Genomic DNA, 16,312 nt, shown 5'->3' on the forward strand with positions numbered 1-16,312 from the left:
CTTCTGCGCGGCGGCAAAAAGGACGGAGTTCCCCCCCGTCCCCCTCAGTCCAAATCCGAATCTTTAGCTGTACGTGACGTCCAGCACCTCGAACTTCGCCGTGCCCTTGGGGAGCTGCACGGTCACCGTCTGGCCGGGGCGGGCGCCGCTGAGCGCCTGACCGATGGGGCTGGCGTCGCTGACCCTGCCCTTCAGGACATCCACCTCGTAGGTGCCGACGAGTTCGAAGTTGTGTTCCTTGCCCTTCTCGTCGCGCACGCGGACCCGGGCGCCCAGGCCCGCCCCGCCGGAAGCGTCCTCGGCGATGATCTGGGCGCGCTCGAGCTGGTCTTCGAGTTCGATGATGCGCGCCTCGTTCTCGCTCTGCTGCATGCGGGCCTCGTCGTAGGCGGCACTCTCGCGCAGGTCGCCGTCGGCGATGGCCGAGCCCATATACTCGCTGATCTGCTCGCGGCGCGTGGTCTTGAGGTACTGCAATGTTTCCCGCAGCTTGTCGTAGCCCCGCTGCGTCATGGGAATGCGAGTCTTGGTCATGGCGGTCCAGTATAGGTCAGGTCGTCCGTCCGGTTCAGCCCCGGTGCGGCTCGCCCCGATGTCACGACGCGTAGCCCGCCCGGGTCACCATCAGGCGCACCTCGTGGGGGCTGGTCGCGTGGTCGAGCGCCTCGTCGAGCGTGATGAGGTGGTGACGGTAGAGCTGCACGAGATGCTGGTCGAAGGTGTGCATCCCGCGGATATTGTCCTCGATCAGGGCGTCCTTGATGAGGTAGGTCTTCTCCTCGTCCTTGATGTACTCCTGCACGAGCGGGGTGTTCAGCAGCACCTCAGTGCCCAGCACCCGGCCCAGGCCGTCGGCGCGGCGCAGCAGCCGCTGGCTGATGATGCCGACGAGCGACTCCGCGAGCTGCACCCGGATCTGGTCGCGCTCGTGCGGGGCGAAGAAGTCGATGATGCGGTTGACCGTCCGCACGGCGTCCTGGGTGTGCAGGGTCGAGAGGACGAGGTGCCCGGTCTGCGCGGCGGAGAGGGCGGCCTCGACCGTCTCCTTGTCGCGCATCTCGCCGATCATGATCACGTCGGGGTCCTGGCGCAGGGCGTACTTCAGGGCGGTGCGGAAGTCGCGCGTGTCCGACCCCACCTCGCGCTGCACGACCAGGCTCCGGCGGTTGCGGTGCAGGAACTCGATGGGGTCCTCGACCGTGATGATGTTGTAGGCGCAGGTCTGGTTGATGTAGTCGATGAGCGAGGCGAGGGTGGTGCTCTTGCCGCTGCCCGTGGGGCCGGTGACCAGGACCAGGCCGCGCGAGGTCTCGGCAAAGGCCCGCATGACCTCGGCGGGGAGGCCCAGGGTCTCGAAACTGGGGATGTTGACCAGCACCGTGCGCATCACGATGCCGACCGCGCCCCGCTGGCGGAACACGTTGCAGCGGAAGCGGCCCAGCCCCGGCACGCTGTGCGCGAGGTCGAGTTCGTTGCGGTAGCCGAAATCCTCCCACTGGTCGGGCGTCAGCAGGGCCTGCGCGAGGGCGGCCGTGTCGCCGGGACCCAGCGGCTCGGTGCCGAAGGGCAGCAGGTGGCCGTCCACCCGGCCCATCGGTGGGCTGCCGACCTGGAGGTGAACGTCCGAGGCGCGGCGGCTCACCATCTCGTGCAGCAGCTCGTCGAGGGTCACGCCGGGTCTCCCTCCGGCCACAGGGGCAGGTTGTCGATCAGCCTCACGCCGAACATCCGGGCGGCCACCAGCACGCGGGTCATGGGATCATTCTCCACACGCCCTCTTTCGTGCATGTCACCGTCCACGACCGTCAGGTAGTCGAGGTCCACCTCCGGGTCCTGAGTCAGCACGTTCAGCCCCGCCTGACGGAGGCTCGCCGTGTCGCGCCCGCCCGCCGCCGCGGCCTCCTGCACCGCCCGCAACGCCCGGGAGAGGATCACCGCCCGGCCCCGCTGCTCCGGGGTCAGGTAGGCGTTGCGGCTGCTCAACGCCAGTCCTGACGCCTCGCGGACGGTAGGCACGCCGACGATCTCGACCGGAACGTTCAGGTCCCGCACCATCCGCCGCACGACCGCGAGCTGCTGCCAGTCCTTCTCGCCGAAGTAGGCCTGATGGGGTTGCACGAGGTTGAAGAGCTTGAGCACCACCGTCGCCACGCCGTCGAAGTGGCCGGGGCGCGACGTTCCCTCCAGCGGTTCCGACACGCCGCCCACCGAGACGGTCGAGGCGTAGCCGGGCGGGTACATCGTCTCCACGTCCGGGTGAAAGAGCAGGTCGGCGCCCGCCTCGCCCGCCACGTGCAGGTCGCGCTCGAGGTCGCGGGGGTAGCGGCCCAGGTCCTCGTTCGCGCCGAACTGCCGCGGGTTCACGAAGACGCTGACGACCACCGCGTCGCACTCGGCGCGGGCCCGGCGGATCAGGGCGGCGTGCCCCTCGTGCAGGTAGCCCATCGTGGGGACCAGGCCGACCCGCCCGGCTCCCGAAAGCCCCTGCCGGAGTTCGGCGGGAGTCTCCACCACACGCAGGGTCACGGAGGTCAACGCTGCCCCCCGTCCAGCCCGAGCGCGCTCACACCCGCGTCGAGAATCCAACTGATGATCGCCAGGATGATCGCCCCCACGATGGCGGCGCCGAAACCCGCCACGTTCAGGGCCGTCACGCTCGCCACCAGCCACAGCACGATTCCGTTCACCACGAGCGTGAAGAGCCCCAGGGTGAGCAGGTTGACCGGCAGGCTCAGGAGCAGCAGCACCGGGCGGATGAGCGCGTTCACGATGCCCAGCACGAGCGCGGCGATCAGGATGCTCCCCACGTCCGCCCCCGGCGCGAAGGAGACGCCCGCGTACGTCCGCGAGACAAGGTACAGCGCCAGCGCATTCACCAGCAAGCGAATCAGGAAACCCATGGGGTGAGGATACGGCCCCGGGGTGCGGAGGGGGGTTACCCGCGAACGATCCGCGCCTCGTTCGGCCGCAGCGCCGCACCCCCTGCCGGGGTGTCGTTCCGGCTGCTCAGCAGCGTCTCGCCCTGTGTGAGGTTCCCCAGGTCGCGCTCCTCGCCCCCGAAGTTCAGCAGCACGGTCAGGCGCTCCTCTCCCAGCGTGCGCTCGAAGGCGAACACGTCCACGTGACCGGCATCGAGGGAGCGGTAGTCGCCGCCGACCAGCGCCGGATGCTCACGCCGCAGCCGCGTCAGCGCCCGGAAGTAGTTCAGGTCGCTGTGCGGGTCCCCCTCCTGGGCCTGCACGTTCACCCGGTCGGCGTCGGGGGCGAGGGGCAGCCAGGGCGTGACGCCCGCCGGGGCGAAGCCCGCGCCCTCGCCGCCGTCCCACTGCATCGGGGTGCGCTCGGGGTCGCGGCTCGCGCTCGGCACGTCGGGCTGCTGGAGACCCGCCGGGTCCACCATCTTCTCGAAAGGGATCGCCACGTTCTCCATGCCGATCTCGTCGCCGTAGTAGGCGGTGGGCGTGCCGCGCAGGGTCAGGAGGAGGGTCTGCGCCACCCGGTACTGCGCCGCCCCCACCCGCGTCTTGAAGCGGGGCTGGTCGTGGTTCCCGAGGACCCAGTTGGGCCACGTCTCCGCCGCCCGGCACGCCGCGTCGTACATGTCGGCGAAGTCGCGGACCTTCCCGGCCTCCCACGGCAGCAGGATGAGGTGAAAGTTGAAGGGCAGGTGGACCATCTGCGCGTCGCGCGTGCCCGCGTAGGGGAGCAGCTTCTCGACCGGCAGGTAAATCTCGCCCACCATCATGCGGTCCTCGAACTCATCCAGCACCTGCCGCAGCTCGCGGATGTACTCGTGCGTCTCCGGCTGGTCCTGGGTGTAGATGTGCGTGAGGCTCGCGTGTTCGGGCTGGCCCGGCCCCCACTCGGGGTTCTCCGGCTCGTCCAGGAACCGCTCGTCCTCGGCGAGGAGCCAGATCACGTCCACCCGGAAGCCGTCCACCCCCCGCCGCATCCAGAAGCGCAGCACCTCGGCCATCGCCCGCCGGACCTCCGGGTTGCGCCAGTTCAGGTCGGGTTGAGAGGGCAGGAACTGGTGGAGGTAATACTGCCCGCTGCGTTCGTCCAGCGTCCAGGCCGCGCCCCCGAAAAAGGACTTCCAGTTGTTCGGCGGGCCGCCGTCCGGGGCCGGGTCGCGCCACACGTACCAGTCGCGCCTCGGGCTGTCCTTGCCCCGCCGGGCCTCCTGAAACCAGGGGTGATCCGAGGAGGTGTGGTTGGGCACGTAGTCCAGCATCACCTTCAGCCCCAGGCGGTGCGCCTCCGCCACCAGCGCGTCGAAATCCTCCAGGGTGCCGAAGAGGGGATCGATATCGCAGTAGTCCGCCACGTCGTACCCGAAGTCACGCATGGGGCTCGTGAAGATGGGGGAGAGCCACACGGCCTCCACCCCGAGGCTCGCCACGTACGGCAGCCGCGCCGTGATGCCCCGCAGGTCCCCCACCCCGTCGCCCGAGGCGTCCTGGAACGATCTCGGGTAGATCTGGTAGATGATGCCGCGCTGCCACCACTTCAGCTCGCCGGAGAGACCCTGGGTCATGGGTCAGAGCGTAGCAGGAAAGCGGGGAAGCTGAATCGATTCAGGAGGAGGTGCGGACGGGAGGAGACCGCCGGGGAGGTTGACCCTCACTCCAGCGGGTCGAGGAGGACCCCGCGCTCGCCCCGCGCCATCCAGGCCCTCAGCTCGCCCAGGCCCTCGTCGCTCAGCGTGGTGGTCGCCCGGCCGTCCGCAGAGACGGTCCAGCCGCGCCGCCCGGCCTCCGTGGGCAGCCCGCGCAGGAAATACCGGCCGGGACGCACGTTCCCCGACAGCCTCAACGAGACGAGCTGGCGGTAATACTCGCGCTCGAAGCGTTGTTGCAGCCGCTCCTCCCGGTTCCAGTCGGTGCCGGAAATGCCGAAGAACATGAAAAACGCCCCGAAGTCGGGCGTCGGCCACAGCCGCCTGCGCCTCGCGGTGAGATGGTTGACTTGCGCTGGCTCCATTCCCCGCAGGCTAGGCCGCGCGCCGCAGCCATTGGTCCCTGATCCTTCCGGGGCAGGCGCGGAGTCGGACTCCGGCAGGGATGGAAGCCGTTGACCCGCGATCAGCTTCGCCAAGCACGTGTGATGTCCCATGCGGGAAATGCCCTCCGGCACGAAGCCATGTTCTTCCCTGCGGGGCACGCCCGGAGGGTTGGGGAGGGGTTGACGAGCGCCGCTCGTCCTCGTGCGTGACCAGGAAGAGGGTCCTCCCTGCCCGACTCCGCTGCCCGGTGCTCCGGGTCAGGCGTTAAGGAAGGGAGAGCCGGGTCCGGCCTTGCGCTTCCGCGCCTGTCCTGCTCCCCCTCCCTCGTTGGATGTCCTACCGGTGCGGTTCGATCACGATCACGCCGCCCTGGAGCCGGGCGAGTTCGGCGTCACTCGGCCCCTCCAGCTTGCGCATGGTGCTCAGGCTGCTGCCCTCGGGGGCGCGGGCCACGGCGTCGCCGATGCGGATTTGGGCGCTGGCGATGGGCCTGGCCCACACGATGGCGTCGGCATTCCCGCCGTGCCCCGCATGGACCACCCCGCGCAGCGCCCCCATCACGATCACGTCGCCGCCCGCCACGATCTCGGCCCCCGGGTTCACGTCGCCCAGGATGACCACGCTGCCGCGGTACTCGCCCCGAAAGCCCGCCCGGACGCCGTGGGGCAGGATCACCGTGCGGGCACTGCCCTCCTCGCCGCCGGGGCCGGTGACCGTCACGCGGGGGGCACGCACCCGCCCCGGTGTCCCGCCCGCCGCGCGGATGGCGGAGAGGGCCGCCTCTATGGCGCCGGGATCGGTGTCGCCCTGAATTTCCAGGGTCACGCTGGCGCCGAGGAGTTCCGTGCGCGGGGCGAGGGCCTGCGAGACGCTACCCGCCGTGTCGCCCGGTTCGAGGAGGAGGTTCATGCCGCCGAGCGTGCCGCGAAGCTTCATCGGTCCCCACTCTACCCGGACGGTCTCCTGGGGAGGGCCTTCGGCGTAGGGCACACGAATGGGTCGGGGTGTCGGGCCTCTGGCTCCCCGGGCTGTGACGTCCGCCCGGCCCGGCATCCACCCCTGTCTCATCCCGGCGCGTGCAGGCAGGCCGGGCGTGCTATAGAATGTGAGTTATGCAGATTCAGGAGGGCACCCTTGGTGCAGCTTGACCCCGGCGCGGTCGTCGAGGGCCGCGTGACGCGCGTGACCGATTTCGGCGCGTTCATCCAGTTCGAGAACGGCGAGACCGGCCTCGTCCACATCTCGCAGATCGCGCACTCCTTCGTGCGGAACATCCACGACCACGTCCGCGAAGGCGAGAACGTGGAGGTCAAGGTGCTGGGCCGCGACGAGCGGGGCCGCCTCGACCTCTCCATCAAGGAGCTCTTGGAGGAACCCGAGGAAGTGCCGCGCCCCCGCGCCATCGGCCGCCAGAGCCCGCAGTTCGAGGCCAAGCTCCGCTCCTTCATGCGCGACGCCAAGGAGCGCACGGGCGGCAGCGGCGGCAAGAAAGGCCCTGCCCCCGCCAAGCGGAAGAAGTAGCCAAAGTCCAGCCCGGCATCCGGCCCCTGCCTCTCGTGGCGGGGGCTGGCTTTTGTCCTGCCCGGCCTGTCCGATCCGTGCCGCAAACGGGGGCCGGGGCGGACCTGCTGCCCTTTTCCCTGTAGTGTTTCCCCATGCCCACCCCCGATACGGACGTGATCGTCGTCGGCGCCGGACTGGCCGGACTTGTGGCCGCAGCAGAGATTGCGGACGCCGGAAAGCGCGTGCTGCTGCTCGATCAGGAGGGCGAGCAGAACCTGGGCGGGCAGGCGTACTGGTCCTTCGGCGGGCTCTTTCTGGTGGACTCGCCCGAGCAGCGCCGCCTGGGCATCCGCGACTCGCGCGAGCTGGCCTGGAGCGACTGGCTGAACAACGCGGGCTTCGACCGCCCCGAGGACCACTGGCCGAGGAGATGGGCCGAGGCCTACGTGGACTTCGCGGCGGGGGAGAAGCGGGCGTGGCTGCACCGGATGGGCGTGCGCTGGTTTCCCGCCGTCGGCTGGGCCGAGCGCGGCGGACAGGGCGCGAGTGGGCCGGGCAACAGCGTGCCGCGCTTTCACATCACCTGGGGGACGGGGCCGGGTGTGGTCGAGCCCTTCGAGCGGCGGGTGCGGGCACACGTCGCGGCGGGCCGCATCGGGTTTCGCTTCCGGCACCGCGTCCGGGGGCTGAACATGACGAATGGCGTGGTCCACGGCGTCCACGGTCAGGTGCTGGAGCCGTCGGACGAGGCGCGCGGCCAGGCCAGCTCGCGCGTGGTGGTGGACGACTTCAACCTGAACGCGGGGGCGGTCGTCGTCACCTCCGGCGGCATCGGCGGAAACCTCGACCTGGTGCGGCGCAACTGGCCCGCAGAGCGGCTGGGACCTCCTCCGGCCTTCCTGGTCGCCGGGGTGCCGAGGTACGTGGACGGCGAGCTTCAGGGCATTGTGAAGGAGGCCGGGGCGAGCCTGACGAACCCCGACCGCATGTGGCACTACACCGAGGGGTTGCGAAACTGGAACCCAGTCTGGCCGAACCACGGCATCCGCATCCTGCCCGGCCCCAGCAGCCTGTGGCTCGACCCCAGCGGGCGGCGGTTGCCCTTCCCGCACTACCCCGGCTTCGACACGCTCGCCACGTTGACGCACATCACGCGCAGCGGGTATCCCTACACCTGGTTCCTGCTCAACCGCGGGATCATCAAAAAGGAGTTCGCCCTCTCGGGCAGCGAGCAGAACCCCGACCTGACGGGGCGAAACGTGCGGCTGACCCTGCGCCGGGCGGGCGGCCGCGTGCAGGGGCCGGTGCAGGCGTTTATGGACCATGGCGAGGACTTCGTGGTGCGGGACAACCTGCGTGACCTGGTGGCGGGGATGAATGCGCTCGTCGGCAACGACCTCCTCGACCCCGCCACCGTCGAGCGGGAGGTGCGTGAGCGGGACATGCAGCTCGGGAACGACGTGGGCAAGGACACCCAGCTCGCCCTGATCCGGGGCGCGAGGGGCCTGCGCAGCGAACGGCTGTTCCGGGTGGCGAACCCCGCGCCGATCCTCGACCCGGAGGGAGGGCCGCTGATCGCCGTGCGGCTGAACATCCTGACCCGCAAGACGCTGGGCGGATTGGAGACCGACCTCCAGGGGCGCGTCCTGCGTCCGGGCGGCGAAGTCTTGCCTGGCCTCTACGCGGCGGGCGAGGTCGCGGGCTTCGGCGGGGGCGGGATGCACGGCTACCGCGCGCTGGAGGGCACCTTTCTGGGCGGCTGCCTCTTCGGCGGGCGGAACGCGGGGCGGGCGAGCGCGGCGGCGGTGGGCTGAACGGTTCGCCGGGTCCGTTTTAACCGCCGCATAACCGTGGTGCGGCAGACTCCGCCCATGAATAAAAACCTCTCCCTGCTGGCCCTCTCGGGCACCCTCGCGCTCGGCGCGTTTGCGGGCTTTGAATTGTCGGAGCGATCGAATGCCCAGGTGGCAAACACCCCACCTGCCGTGACTGCTCAGGCCGCCACCCCCTCCACCACCACGACCTCCGACTCGGGCCGTGCCCGCACCGAGTCGGAGGCCAACACCGTGCAGGTCGTCAAGGCGCGCCAGGACGGCCTGGTGTACGTCAGCGTCACCGAGAGCGCCGGGGACAGCCCCCAGGCGCAGCTTCGCAAGCAGCTTCAGGACCAGTTCGGCTTCAGCGTCCCCGGTGCCCCCGATGACGGCAGCGGCGGCGTGGAGCAGGGCACCGGCAGCGGCTTCTTCGTGAACTCGCAGGGCGACATCATCACGAACAACCACGTCGTCGAGGGCGCCAGCGAGATCACCATCCGGTTGCACGGCAACAAGCAGACCTACAAGGCGAAGGTCATTGGCCGCGCCCCCGACTTCGACCTCGCCCTGATCCGCGCCGAGGGGCTGCCGCAGGGCGCGATCAAGCCCATCCCGCTGGGCGACTCCTCGCAGCTCGACGTGGGCCTCAAGGCGATTGCGATGGGCGCCCCCTTCGGCCTGGACTTCAGCGTCTCCGAGGGCATCATCTCCAGCGTGGAGCGCACCGTGCCGGTCGGGACCAAGGAGGTCGAGCAGCCCGTCATTCAAACCGACGCGGCGATCAACCCCGGCAACTCGGGCGGCCCGCTGCTGAACAGCGCCGGTCAGGTCATCGGCGTGAACACGCAGATTCTGTCCCCGGCGGGGGCCGTCAGCGGCGTGGGTCAGAACGCGGGCGTGGGCTTCGCCATCCCCGTGAACACCGTCAAGCGCCTGCTGCCGCAGCTCCAGGCGGGCGGCGTGGTGAAGACGCCCACCCTGGGCATCCTGTTCAGTGACCTCAGCGCCCTGCCGCAGGACGAGCGCCAGAGCCTGAAGCTTCCGGCCACGGGCCTCCTCGTGCAGCAGGTGTACCCCGGCAGCCCCGCCGCGCAGGCTGGACTCAAGGGCAGCGCCCAGTCCGCCGCTCAGGGCAGCGGGCGCCAGAGCGGTCAGGACCAGATCGCCACGGGTGGGGACATCATCACCGCGGTAGACGGCCAGCCGGTCAGCGAGGGCGACGACCTGCGCCGCGCCGTGATCGACAAGAAGATCGGCGACACCCTGCGCCTCACGGTGCAGCGCAATGGGCAGGCCCGCGACGTGACGGTGCGGCTCCAGGCGTTCAACATCCCGAACAGCCAGCAGTAAAGAGCAGACCGGAAGGGGCCGGGCGCGGATGGCGTGTCCGGCCCCTCGCCTTCTAGCCGAAGAGCGGCCCCAGGTCCGTCAACAGTCCCGTTGGCTCCGGTGCCCTGAACTCGTAGCTGCCGAACAGGTCCAGAAACGTCGCGTGTGGGAGGAGCCGGGTCTGCCCGCTCGGCCCGGTCGCCTGGACTTCGCTGCCCCGAGCTGTCAGGCGGTAGACGCCGACTTCATGCACCCGTGCCTTCTTCCCCCGCCCCTGCCGCATACAGGCCGTCACCGCGAACTCACGCCCGCCCCGCTCGGCGAGGAAGGCGAGGAGGTCAGTGGGCGTCATCGGGTGGGGAGGATAGCGCGGGTTGGGGTCTTCTCCCTCTCCCCGCGTGGGAGAGGGTCGGGGTGAGGGGGCGTGTGACCAGCTTGAACGTCTGCAAGGTGGCCTGCCTCGTCTACCCGCCGCGCCGGGGGGCGAGCCTGTTCACCCCCTCTGCCAGCAGCTCTGCGAGTCCCAGCCTCCCCCTTGAGGAGGGAGGAGCAAAAGACCACGTCTAGGAAGGGCGATTCAGGACCTGGTTTCCTGCTGTGCGTCCCTCCACCCCGGCTCAGCTCACCACCGTCCCCGCTCCCGCCAGCGCCGCGCTTATGGGCTTCCCGGCGCGGGCGTCCCCGAAGATCACGCGCTTCACGCCGCCCTGGACAGCCTCGGCGGCCCCCAGCACCTTTTTCTTCATGCGGTCCTGGGCGAAGTCGAGGTAGCTCTCCACGTCGTTCGCGGGGATCTCGCGGATTAAGCTGCCCTCGTCCGGGTACTCGCGCAGCAGGCCGGGCACGTTGGAGAGCAGCAGGAGGGCGTCGGCGTTCAGCGCCACGGCCAGGGCGGCGGCGGCCCGGTCCCCGTCCACGTTGATCGCCACGCCCTCGTAGCTCGCGGCGGGGGGCGTCAGGACGGGCAGGTAGCCCGCGCCGAGGAGCAGCTTCACGAGGTCCACGTTCACCCGCTCGACGGTGCCGGTGTGGTCGCCGCGCAGGACCTTCACCTTGCCATTCTCGACGGCGCGCACGCTGTCCTTGTGTCGGCCCTCGAGGATGCGCCCGTCGAGCCCGCTGAGGCCGACCGCATTCACGCCCAGGCGTTGCAGCCGCTCGACGATGCCCTTGTTCATCTTGCCGCAGTACACCATCTCGAAGATTTCGAGCGTCTCGCGGTCGGTGAAGCGCGACGTGTACCCGCTGGGGCTGGTCACGAAGCGCGGCGGGTGGCCCAGCGCCTCCGCGATGCGGTTCGTCTCCCCGCTCCCCCCATGCACGAGGACGAACCGTTCGCCTTCCTTCCAGCGTTGGGCGAGGTCGGCGCACACCGCGTCATAGTCGATCCCGGCGCTTCCGCCCACCTTGACGACGATCATGGCCGTGAAGGTAGCACATGCAAGATTGATCTAAACAAAAGGTGGCAAGTGGGAAGTCGCTCGGGAACCTGGCCCGGTGTTCATCCCCATATCAATCCGCCACAGCCCGCCGCCGGCTCGCCAGCCTTCCCCCGAGAAACACCAGTCCCACCCCGACCAGGACTGCGAAGACCGCGCCCGCCCCGAAGGCGTGGCTCACCTCATCGCCCCGCACGAAGGGCTGCGCGAGGAGCGGCGACAGGAACTGGCCCAGGAAGATGCTGGCGGAGAGGCCGCTCATCACCCGTCCCCGGGCATGGGCGGGGGCCAGCGCGGCGAGGAAGGTGTTCAGGTTGGGTGTGACGAGCCCCGCGCCCGCCCCGCCGACTACCAGGCCCGGCACCACCCAGAGGGCTCCGGGGGCGAGGCTCACGATCGTCCACCCCGTCCCCAGCGCGAGCAGGCTCAGGCCCGCCGTGAGGGCGGGGGTGCGCGTCCCGCCCCGGCGCGAGAACCACAGCGCGGCGAGGGCGCCCGACAGGGTGCTGATGCCCATGACGAAGCCGACCCGTGCCGGGGCCACGCCCAGCCCCTCCAGCCGGTAGGGGAGCTGGGTGGGCATCAGGTAGAAGACGACCATGTACGCGAGCGCCACCGCGTAGGCGGGGCCGACGAGCCGCCAGGGGATCCGCTCGGCCTCCGAGGCTGCCACACCCAGGTGCGCGGTCTCCCCCCGGGGCAATCGTAGGGCCAGCGGCACGATCAGCAGGGCGGCCAGGTACACCGCGAAGGGGGCGCGCCACCCCACATTCGCCAGCAGCCCGCCCAGCGGGAGAAAAATTACTCCTCCTAAGCTGGTAAAGGCACTCTGGAGGCCCAGGAAGCGCGCCCGCTCCGCCCCGGCGAAGAGGTCCGCCACGAGCGCCGAGCCCGCCGTCATGGTGGCGCCGACCGCGAGGCCCAGCAGCACCCGCCCCAGCATCAGGGTCCAGAGGTTGGGGGCGTACAGGCCGCTCGACCCGGCCAGGGCATAGAGCAACATGGCGGCCACCAGGACCGGTCGCCGCCCGATCCGGTCCGTCAGGTAGCCACTGAGCGGGGCGCTGACCGCGATGGCGAGGCCGACCACCGTGACGGTCAGCCGCACGAGCACGTCGGCGTTCGGCACCCCGGCGAAATGCGCCTGCATGGCGGGGAGCGAGGGCGCGATGGTCGCCCCGCTCATGATGGTGAGGGTCGCGGTGAGCAGCAGTGTCAGCCGCGTGACCCACGGCACGGCGGGGGAGGGGGAAGAGGCGGGAGCCGTCATGTCCCCGAGCCTGCGCCTCTGCCCACCCCAGTGTCAGGAATGTAGGGCTGTTTCTCGCCCAGGAACAGGCTCAGAGCCTGAACACGCCCCGCTGTCCCGGCTGCACCAGGTCCACGTACTCGCGGTGCTCGCGGATGTAGGCGGCGACGAACTGGCACATCGGCACGACCTGGCGGCCCTGCGCCTTGACGTCGTCGAGGGCGGCCTTAATCAGTTGCGAGCCGAGGCCCTGACCCTCGTGGCCCTCCTCGACCTCGGTGTGGGTGAACATCACGGCGTCCCCCGCCGGGCGGTACTCGGCGATCCCGATCACCCGCCCGTCCTGCCGGAGTTCGTAGCGGCGTTCGGCCTCGTTGTTGCTGACCTCGGTGCCTGGCGTCATGCTCCAGGGTACAGTCCTGGCCCCGGTAGAGGCCCGCGCCGCCCGGCAGAGCGTCCCTTAAGGGAGCCGCGGCGAGCGCCACCGCCTGGCGCCACACGTCCGCGCGGGTGACCACACCCCCGGTCACCGCCCCCACGCTGCCCACGCCGCGCTTGATGTCCGTCACGCCGAGGAGTTCGTCCATCACCGCCCCGAGTTCCTCCCCGGCGCGGACCCGGCCCGTCACCGCCGGGGGCAGGCGCAGGTCGGCGGTGCGCGAGACCTCGACCCGGACCTGGCCGCCCCGGGCGTGGGCGACCGCCACGATCCCGAACAGCCGTCCCTCCGTCCCGTCCAGCCCCACGCCGCCCTCCAGCCCCACGCCCCAGCCCTCCTCGTCCCCGGCCAGGGCGACGGCGGCCCGCGCCCGGTTCACCGCGCCCTCGCGCGTCTGCGCCTCCCCCAGGGGTTGCTCGGGCACGCCGCTGGGGACGGGCACGCCCTCCACCCGCGTCCCCGGCCACCAGGCCTGGAACACCTCGCGGACGGGGACCACCTTCGCCGGATTGAGGCTGCCCACCCAGACCCGGGGTGCCGCGTCTGTCCCTTCCAGTGGCGTCACCGCGGCCACTCGCCCAGCATCCGGCGCAGCAGGGCCACCTGGCCCCAGTGGTAGGCGCTGTGGGCGGCGAGGTCGGTGAGCAGGTCGCGCGCCCGGCCCGAAGGGTCACCCGCCAGCGCGCTGGCCTCGGCCAGGCCCAGGCGCAGGTCGGTCAGGCAGGCCTCCAGTGCCCGCGCGTCGGGCAGGCCCGGCCAGAGGTCCAGCCCCTCCGGCCAGGTTTCCGTCCGGCCCGAGGCGAGGTCCAGGCTGGCCCGCTGCGTCACGGCGAGGTGCGCGAGCAGGTCGGCCAGGGTGTACGGGACGCCCGGAACGCTGCGGGTCGCCGCCCCGAAGGTCAGGCCCTCCAGCAGGGTGTCGGGGTCGGGGAAGATCGCGCCGCCTCCCAGCGCGGCTTGCAGGATGTTCACGGGGGACAGGGTAGCCCGAGAAAACGCCCAAGGGAGGCTCAAGGGACCGTTGTGGCCGGGTGAAGCGCAGTTCAGGGTTCCCGTCAAGCTCATGCGCCACACTGCCCTCAGGACGACGGGAGACACCGATGACCACGCCCACCCCCACCCCCATCGAGATCCTGCTCGTCGAGGACAGCGAACCGGACATCATCCTGACCGAGGAGGCGTTCGCCTCGGCGGGGGTCGCCAACCGGCTGCATATCGCCCGTGACGGGGTGGAGGCCCTGGAATTCCTGCACCACGAGCCCGGCTTTGAAAATGCCCCCCGCCCGGACGTGATCCTGCTCGACATCAACATGCCGCGCATGAACGGGCTGGAGGTGCTGGCCGAACTCAAGCGCGACCCGGACCTGAGGAGCATCCCCGTGATCGTCCTGACCACCAGCCAGGCCGACGAGGACATCCTGCGCTCGTACCAGACGCACGCCGCGAGCTACGTGGTCAAGCCGGTGGACTTCGAGCATTTCTACCAGGCCATTCAGGCATTCGGCCGCTACATGCTGAGCGTCGTGCGCCTGCCGCCGTCCGTCTGAGAACGGGAGTCCTCCTGCGGAAGCGGACGACCGGGGCGCGGAGGGTCGAGGGCAGAAAGCCAGGGCGCTGGTCGTCCGCCCTGGCCCTTTGCAAGAACGTGGGAGTCCGGCGACAACGGCCAGACGAGGTTCCTCAGGCCGGGTGCAGCCCCGCGAACTCCAGCCCCGCCGTCTCGTCCCACCCGTGGGCGATGTTCAGGCTCTGGAGGGCGTGCCCCGCCGTGCCCTTCACCAGATTGTCGAGGGCGCTCATCAGGACCACGCGGCCCGAGTCCATGTCCATCTCGAAGCCCAGGTCGCAGTAGTTCGTCCCGTCCAGCAGCATGGGGTCGGGGTAGCGGTGGATGCCCTTGGCGACCTTCACGATACGGATGAAGGGCTCCTGGCCGTACACCTCTCGGTAGGCGCTCCACACGTCGCGGTCGGAGTAGCCGTCGGGGATCCACGCCTGGATGGTCGTCAGGATGCCGCGCACGTTGGGCGTGCTGATCGCGGTCAGGTGTAGCGGGAAGCGGCCCGGCAACTCCTGCTGCGCCTCCGCGGTGTGGCGGTGGCCGACCGGCTTGTACACCCGCAGGCTCCCGGCCCGCTCGGGGTGATGGCTCGCCTCGGTCGCGCTCGCGCCCGCCGCGCTTGACCCGACGAGTCCCGTGGCAATGATGTCCTTCGGGAGCAGCACGCCCAGCTTGAGCAGCGGGTACAGCGGCAGGATCACGCTTGTGGCGAAGCAGCCCGCGCAGGCGATGCGGGTGGCGGTCCGCAGCTCCTCGCGGTGCAGTTCGGGATTGCCGTACACCCACTCGTTCAGGCGCTCCGGCGTGGGATGCTCCTCGCCGTAGGTCGCCCGGTAGACCTCCGGGTCCTTCAGCCGGAAGTCGGCGGACAGGTCCACGATCACCCGCGCCTTGCCCTCGAACTCGGCCATCCGCTTGGCGGCGCTCCCGTGCGGCAGGGCCAGCACCAGGATGTCCGCCTCCTCCAGCTCGGCGGCCTTGCGAAACTTCAGGTTGGTGCGCCCCCGCAGGTTCGGGTGGACGAGGCTGACGGGTTGCCCCGCGCTGCGCTCGCTCGTCACCTGGGTAACGTTCAGGTGCGGGTGCCCCAGCGCCAAGCGCAGGAACTCCCCGCCCGCGTACCCCGAGCCGCCCACGATGGCGACACTGTGCTGCCCAGAATTGGGACGGTCAGAACCACTCATGCCGCCCAGTACATCACAAACAGCAGGAGAAAAAGAAGAACAGTTATCAAACGTCAGGAAGGGGGTGTCACTGCCTGCCATACATCCGCTCGATCACCCCGACGAAATCGCCTTTGACAGGCTCGCCTGCCGCCCGTGCCAGCACTGCATTCGGCGTGAGCCCTTCCCTGCCGCGAAGTCCTGCGGGTTCAGAGCGGGAGCGCCCTCAAACAGGAGTTCGTGGACCCACAAGGGCTTCTCGCGGCGAGAGGCTGGAAGGGATGAGGGAGTGGGGAAGAGTAAAGAGGGGTGTAAGGAGACCAGCCATAGCCTGCGTGGAGGATGAAACGCCTCTTGATCGCCATGCCCCTCGCGCTGGCCGCCTGCGCGCCGACGATTTCCGGACCGACCACTCCCCTGCCACTGCGTGCAGGTCAGGTCTGGCGCTACACCATTCGGGAAAATCACAAGCCGCCCCTATCCCATGACATCCGGGTCAACTTTTCTACCGGTCAAGAATCCCCGAGCTACACAGTGAGGAGCCCCGGTGAAAAGATCACTCTGTCAATGGATGAATTTCGGGAAGGATCTCTGACATATGATTCTAAATACAGACGAATAAGCGCAGGCTGGTTCGACGGAAATGAGGTGTACTTCTGCTCCATCGGGGACGTTGTTGAATCTAAAAAGCATTTTGAGGGCACGCTGATTATTGAAGGCGTCAATGCTGGCACCTGTGCCGTAGAGCTGCGGTAATTGGTGCCCTGGCGGGAAGCATTCGTAGTCCGCCAGCCGCCGCAGACCATCACT

General features: G+C 69.7%; 18 protein-coding genes and 1 pseudogene. 5 read left to right on the top strand and 14 right to left on the bottom strand.

From position 1 onward, the window contains the following. Window positions 1–63 precede the first annotated feature (63 nt). The 7 genes from DAERI_RS02585 to DAERI_RS02615 form a co-directional block, all read right to left on the bottom strand. Window positions 64–534, bottom strand: coding sequence for a transcription elongation factor GreA (locus DAERI_RS02585; RefSeq protein WP_103127887.1), 471 nt, complete (start codon window positions 532–534; stop codon window positions 64–66). A 61-nt stretch (window positions 535–595) separates the two neighbouring features. Continuing rightward, window positions 596–1,672 carry a type IV pilus twitching motility protein PilT gene (locus DAERI_RS02590; RefSeq protein ID WP_103127888.1) on the bottom strand — a complete coding sequence of 359 codons (1,077 nt, stop codon included), beginning with the start codon at window positions 1,670–1,672 and terminating at the stop codon, window positions 596–598. Beyond that, window positions 1,669–2,535, bottom strand: coding sequence for a pantoate--beta-alanine ligase (gene panC / locus DAERI_RS02595; RefSeq protein WP_235610196.1), 867 nt, complete (start codon window positions 2,533–2,535; stop codon window positions 1,669–1,671). The genes DAERI_RS02590 and panC overlap by 4 nt, the downstream gene beginning before the upstream one ends. After that, complete coding sequence (locus DAERI_RS02600) at window positions 2,532–2,900, bottom strand: phage holin family protein (protein WP_103127889.1); 369 nt, start codon at window positions 2,898–2,900, stop codon at window positions 2,532–2,534. Before DAERI_RS02600 ends, panC begins: the two co-directional genes overlap by 4 nt. A 35-nt stretch (window positions 2,901–2,935) precedes the next feature. Next, on the bottom strand, window positions 2,936–4,537 hold the full coding sequence (locus DAERI_RS02605; RefSeq protein ID WP_103127890.1) for an alpha-amylase family glycosyl hydrolase: 1,602 nt from the start codon (window positions 4,535–4,537) through the stop codon (window positions 2,936–2,938). A gap of 86 nt (window positions 4,538–4,623) precedes the next feature. Continuing rightward, on the bottom strand, window positions 4,624–4,983 hold the full coding sequence (locus DAERI_RS02610; RefSeq protein ID WP_103127891.1) for a hypothetical protein: 360 nt from the start codon (window positions 4,981–4,983) through the stop codon (window positions 4,624–4,626). A 358-nt stretch (window positions 4,984–5,341) separates the two neighbouring features. Further along, window positions 5,342–5,941, bottom strand: a complete 600-nt coding sequence (locus DAERI_RS02615; protein WP_103127892.1) for a septum site-determining protein MinC — start codon at window positions 5,939–5,941, stop codon at window positions 5,342–5,344. Window positions 5,942–6,139: 198 nt separating this feature from the next. Between DAERI_RS02615 and DAERI_RS02620 the strand changes: the two genes are divergently transcribed. The 3 genes from DAERI_RS02620 to DAERI_RS02630 all read left to right on the top strand — a co-directional run bounded on the left by DAERI_RS02620 (window position 6,140) and on the right by DAERI_RS02630 (window position 9,672). Continuing rightward, a complete protein-coding gene (locus DAERI_RS02620; RefSeq protein ID WP_103127893.1) occupies window positions 6,140–6,526 on the top strand; it encodes a S1 RNA-binding domain-containing protein in 387 nt (128 codons plus the stop codon). Window positions 6,527–6,660: 134 nt separating this feature from the next. Next, on the top strand, window positions 6,661–8,322 hold the full coding sequence (locus DAERI_RS02625) for an FAD-binding dehydrogenase (RefSeq protein WP_103127894.1): 1,662 nt from the start codon (window positions 6,661–6,663) through the stop codon (window positions 8,320–8,322). A gap of 57 nt (window positions 8,323–8,379) precedes the next feature. After that, window positions 8,380–9,672 carry a S1C family serine protease gene (locus DAERI_RS02630; RefSeq protein ID WP_103127895.1) on the top strand — a complete coding sequence of 431 codons (1,293 nt, stop codon included), beginning with the start codon at window positions 8,380–8,382 and terminating at the stop codon, window positions 9,670–9,672. Between the two features lie 52 nt (window positions 9,673–9,724). Here the strand turns inward: DAERI_RS02630 and DAERI_RS02635 are convergent, their stop codons facing one another. The 6 genes and pseudogenes from DAERI_RS02635 to DAERI_RS02660 form a co-directional block, all read right to left on the bottom strand. After that, window positions 9,725–10,003 carry a hypothetical protein gene (locus DAERI_RS02635; protein ID WP_103127896.1) on the bottom strand — a complete coding sequence of 93 codons (279 nt, stop codon included), beginning with the start codon at window positions 10,001–10,003 and terminating at the stop codon, window positions 9,725–9,727. 265 nt (window positions 10,004–10,268) lie between these two features. Further along, window positions 10,269–11,072, bottom strand: a complete 804-nt coding sequence (locus DAERI_RS02640) for a [LysW]-aminoadipate kinase (protein ID WP_103127897.1) — start codon at window positions 11,070–11,072, stop codon at window positions 10,269–10,271. Window positions 11,073–11,163: 91 nt separating this feature from the next. After that, complete coding sequence (locus tag DAERI_RS02645) at window positions 11,164–12,360, bottom strand: MFS transporter (RefSeq protein WP_235610198.1); 1,197 nt, start codon at window positions 12,358–12,360, stop codon at window positions 11,164–11,166. Window positions 12,361–12,430: 70 nt separating this feature from the next. Next, a complete protein-coding gene (locus tag DAERI_RS02650) occupies window positions 12,431–12,742 on the bottom strand; it encodes a GNAT family N-acetyltransferase (protein ID WP_103127899.1) in 312 nt (103 codons plus the stop codon). Window positions 12,743–12,812: 70 nt separating this feature from the next. Next, a pseudogene (locus tag DAERI_RS02655) lies at window positions 12,813–13,352 on the bottom strand (inosine/xanthosine triphosphatase); the annotation flags it as partial. Further along, window positions 13,340–13,750, bottom strand: a complete 411-nt coding sequence (locus DAERI_RS02660; RefSeq protein ID WP_103127900.1) for a DinB family protein — start codon at window positions 13,748–13,750, stop codon at window positions 13,340–13,342. The pseudogene DAERI_RS02655 and the gene DAERI_RS02660, both read right to left, overlap by 13 nt. Before the next feature lie 128 nt (window positions 13,751–13,878). Between DAERI_RS02660 and DAERI_RS02665 the strand changes: the two genes are divergently transcribed. Then, entirely contained in the window at window positions 13,879–14,325 is a 447-nt protein-coding gene (locus tag DAERI_RS02665) for a response regulator (RefSeq protein WP_103127901.1), read from the top strand. A gap of 133 nt (window positions 14,326–14,458) precedes the next feature. Here the strand turns inward: DAERI_RS02665 and argC are convergent, their stop codons facing one another. Beyond that, window positions 14,459–15,523, bottom strand: coding sequence for an N-acetyl-gamma-glutamyl-phosphate reductase (gene argC, locus DAERI_RS02670; protein ID WP_103127902.1), 1,065 nt, complete (start codon window positions 15,521–15,523; stop codon window positions 14,459–14,461). A gap of 321 nt (window positions 15,524–15,844) precedes the next feature. Between argC and DAERI_RS21885 the strand changes: the two genes are divergently transcribed. Next, a complete protein-coding gene (locus DAERI_RS21885) occupies window positions 15,845–16,258 on the top strand; it encodes a hypothetical protein (RefSeq protein WP_133161946.1) in 414 nt (137 codons plus the stop codon). Window positions 16,259–16,312: the final 54 nt, after the last annotated feature.

The organism is Deinococcus aerius, from assembly GCF_002897375.1.
In the GTDB taxonomy this organism is placed as follows: domain Bacteria; phylum Deinococcota; class Deinococci; order Deinococcales; family Deinococcaceae; genus Deinococcus; species Deinococcus aerius.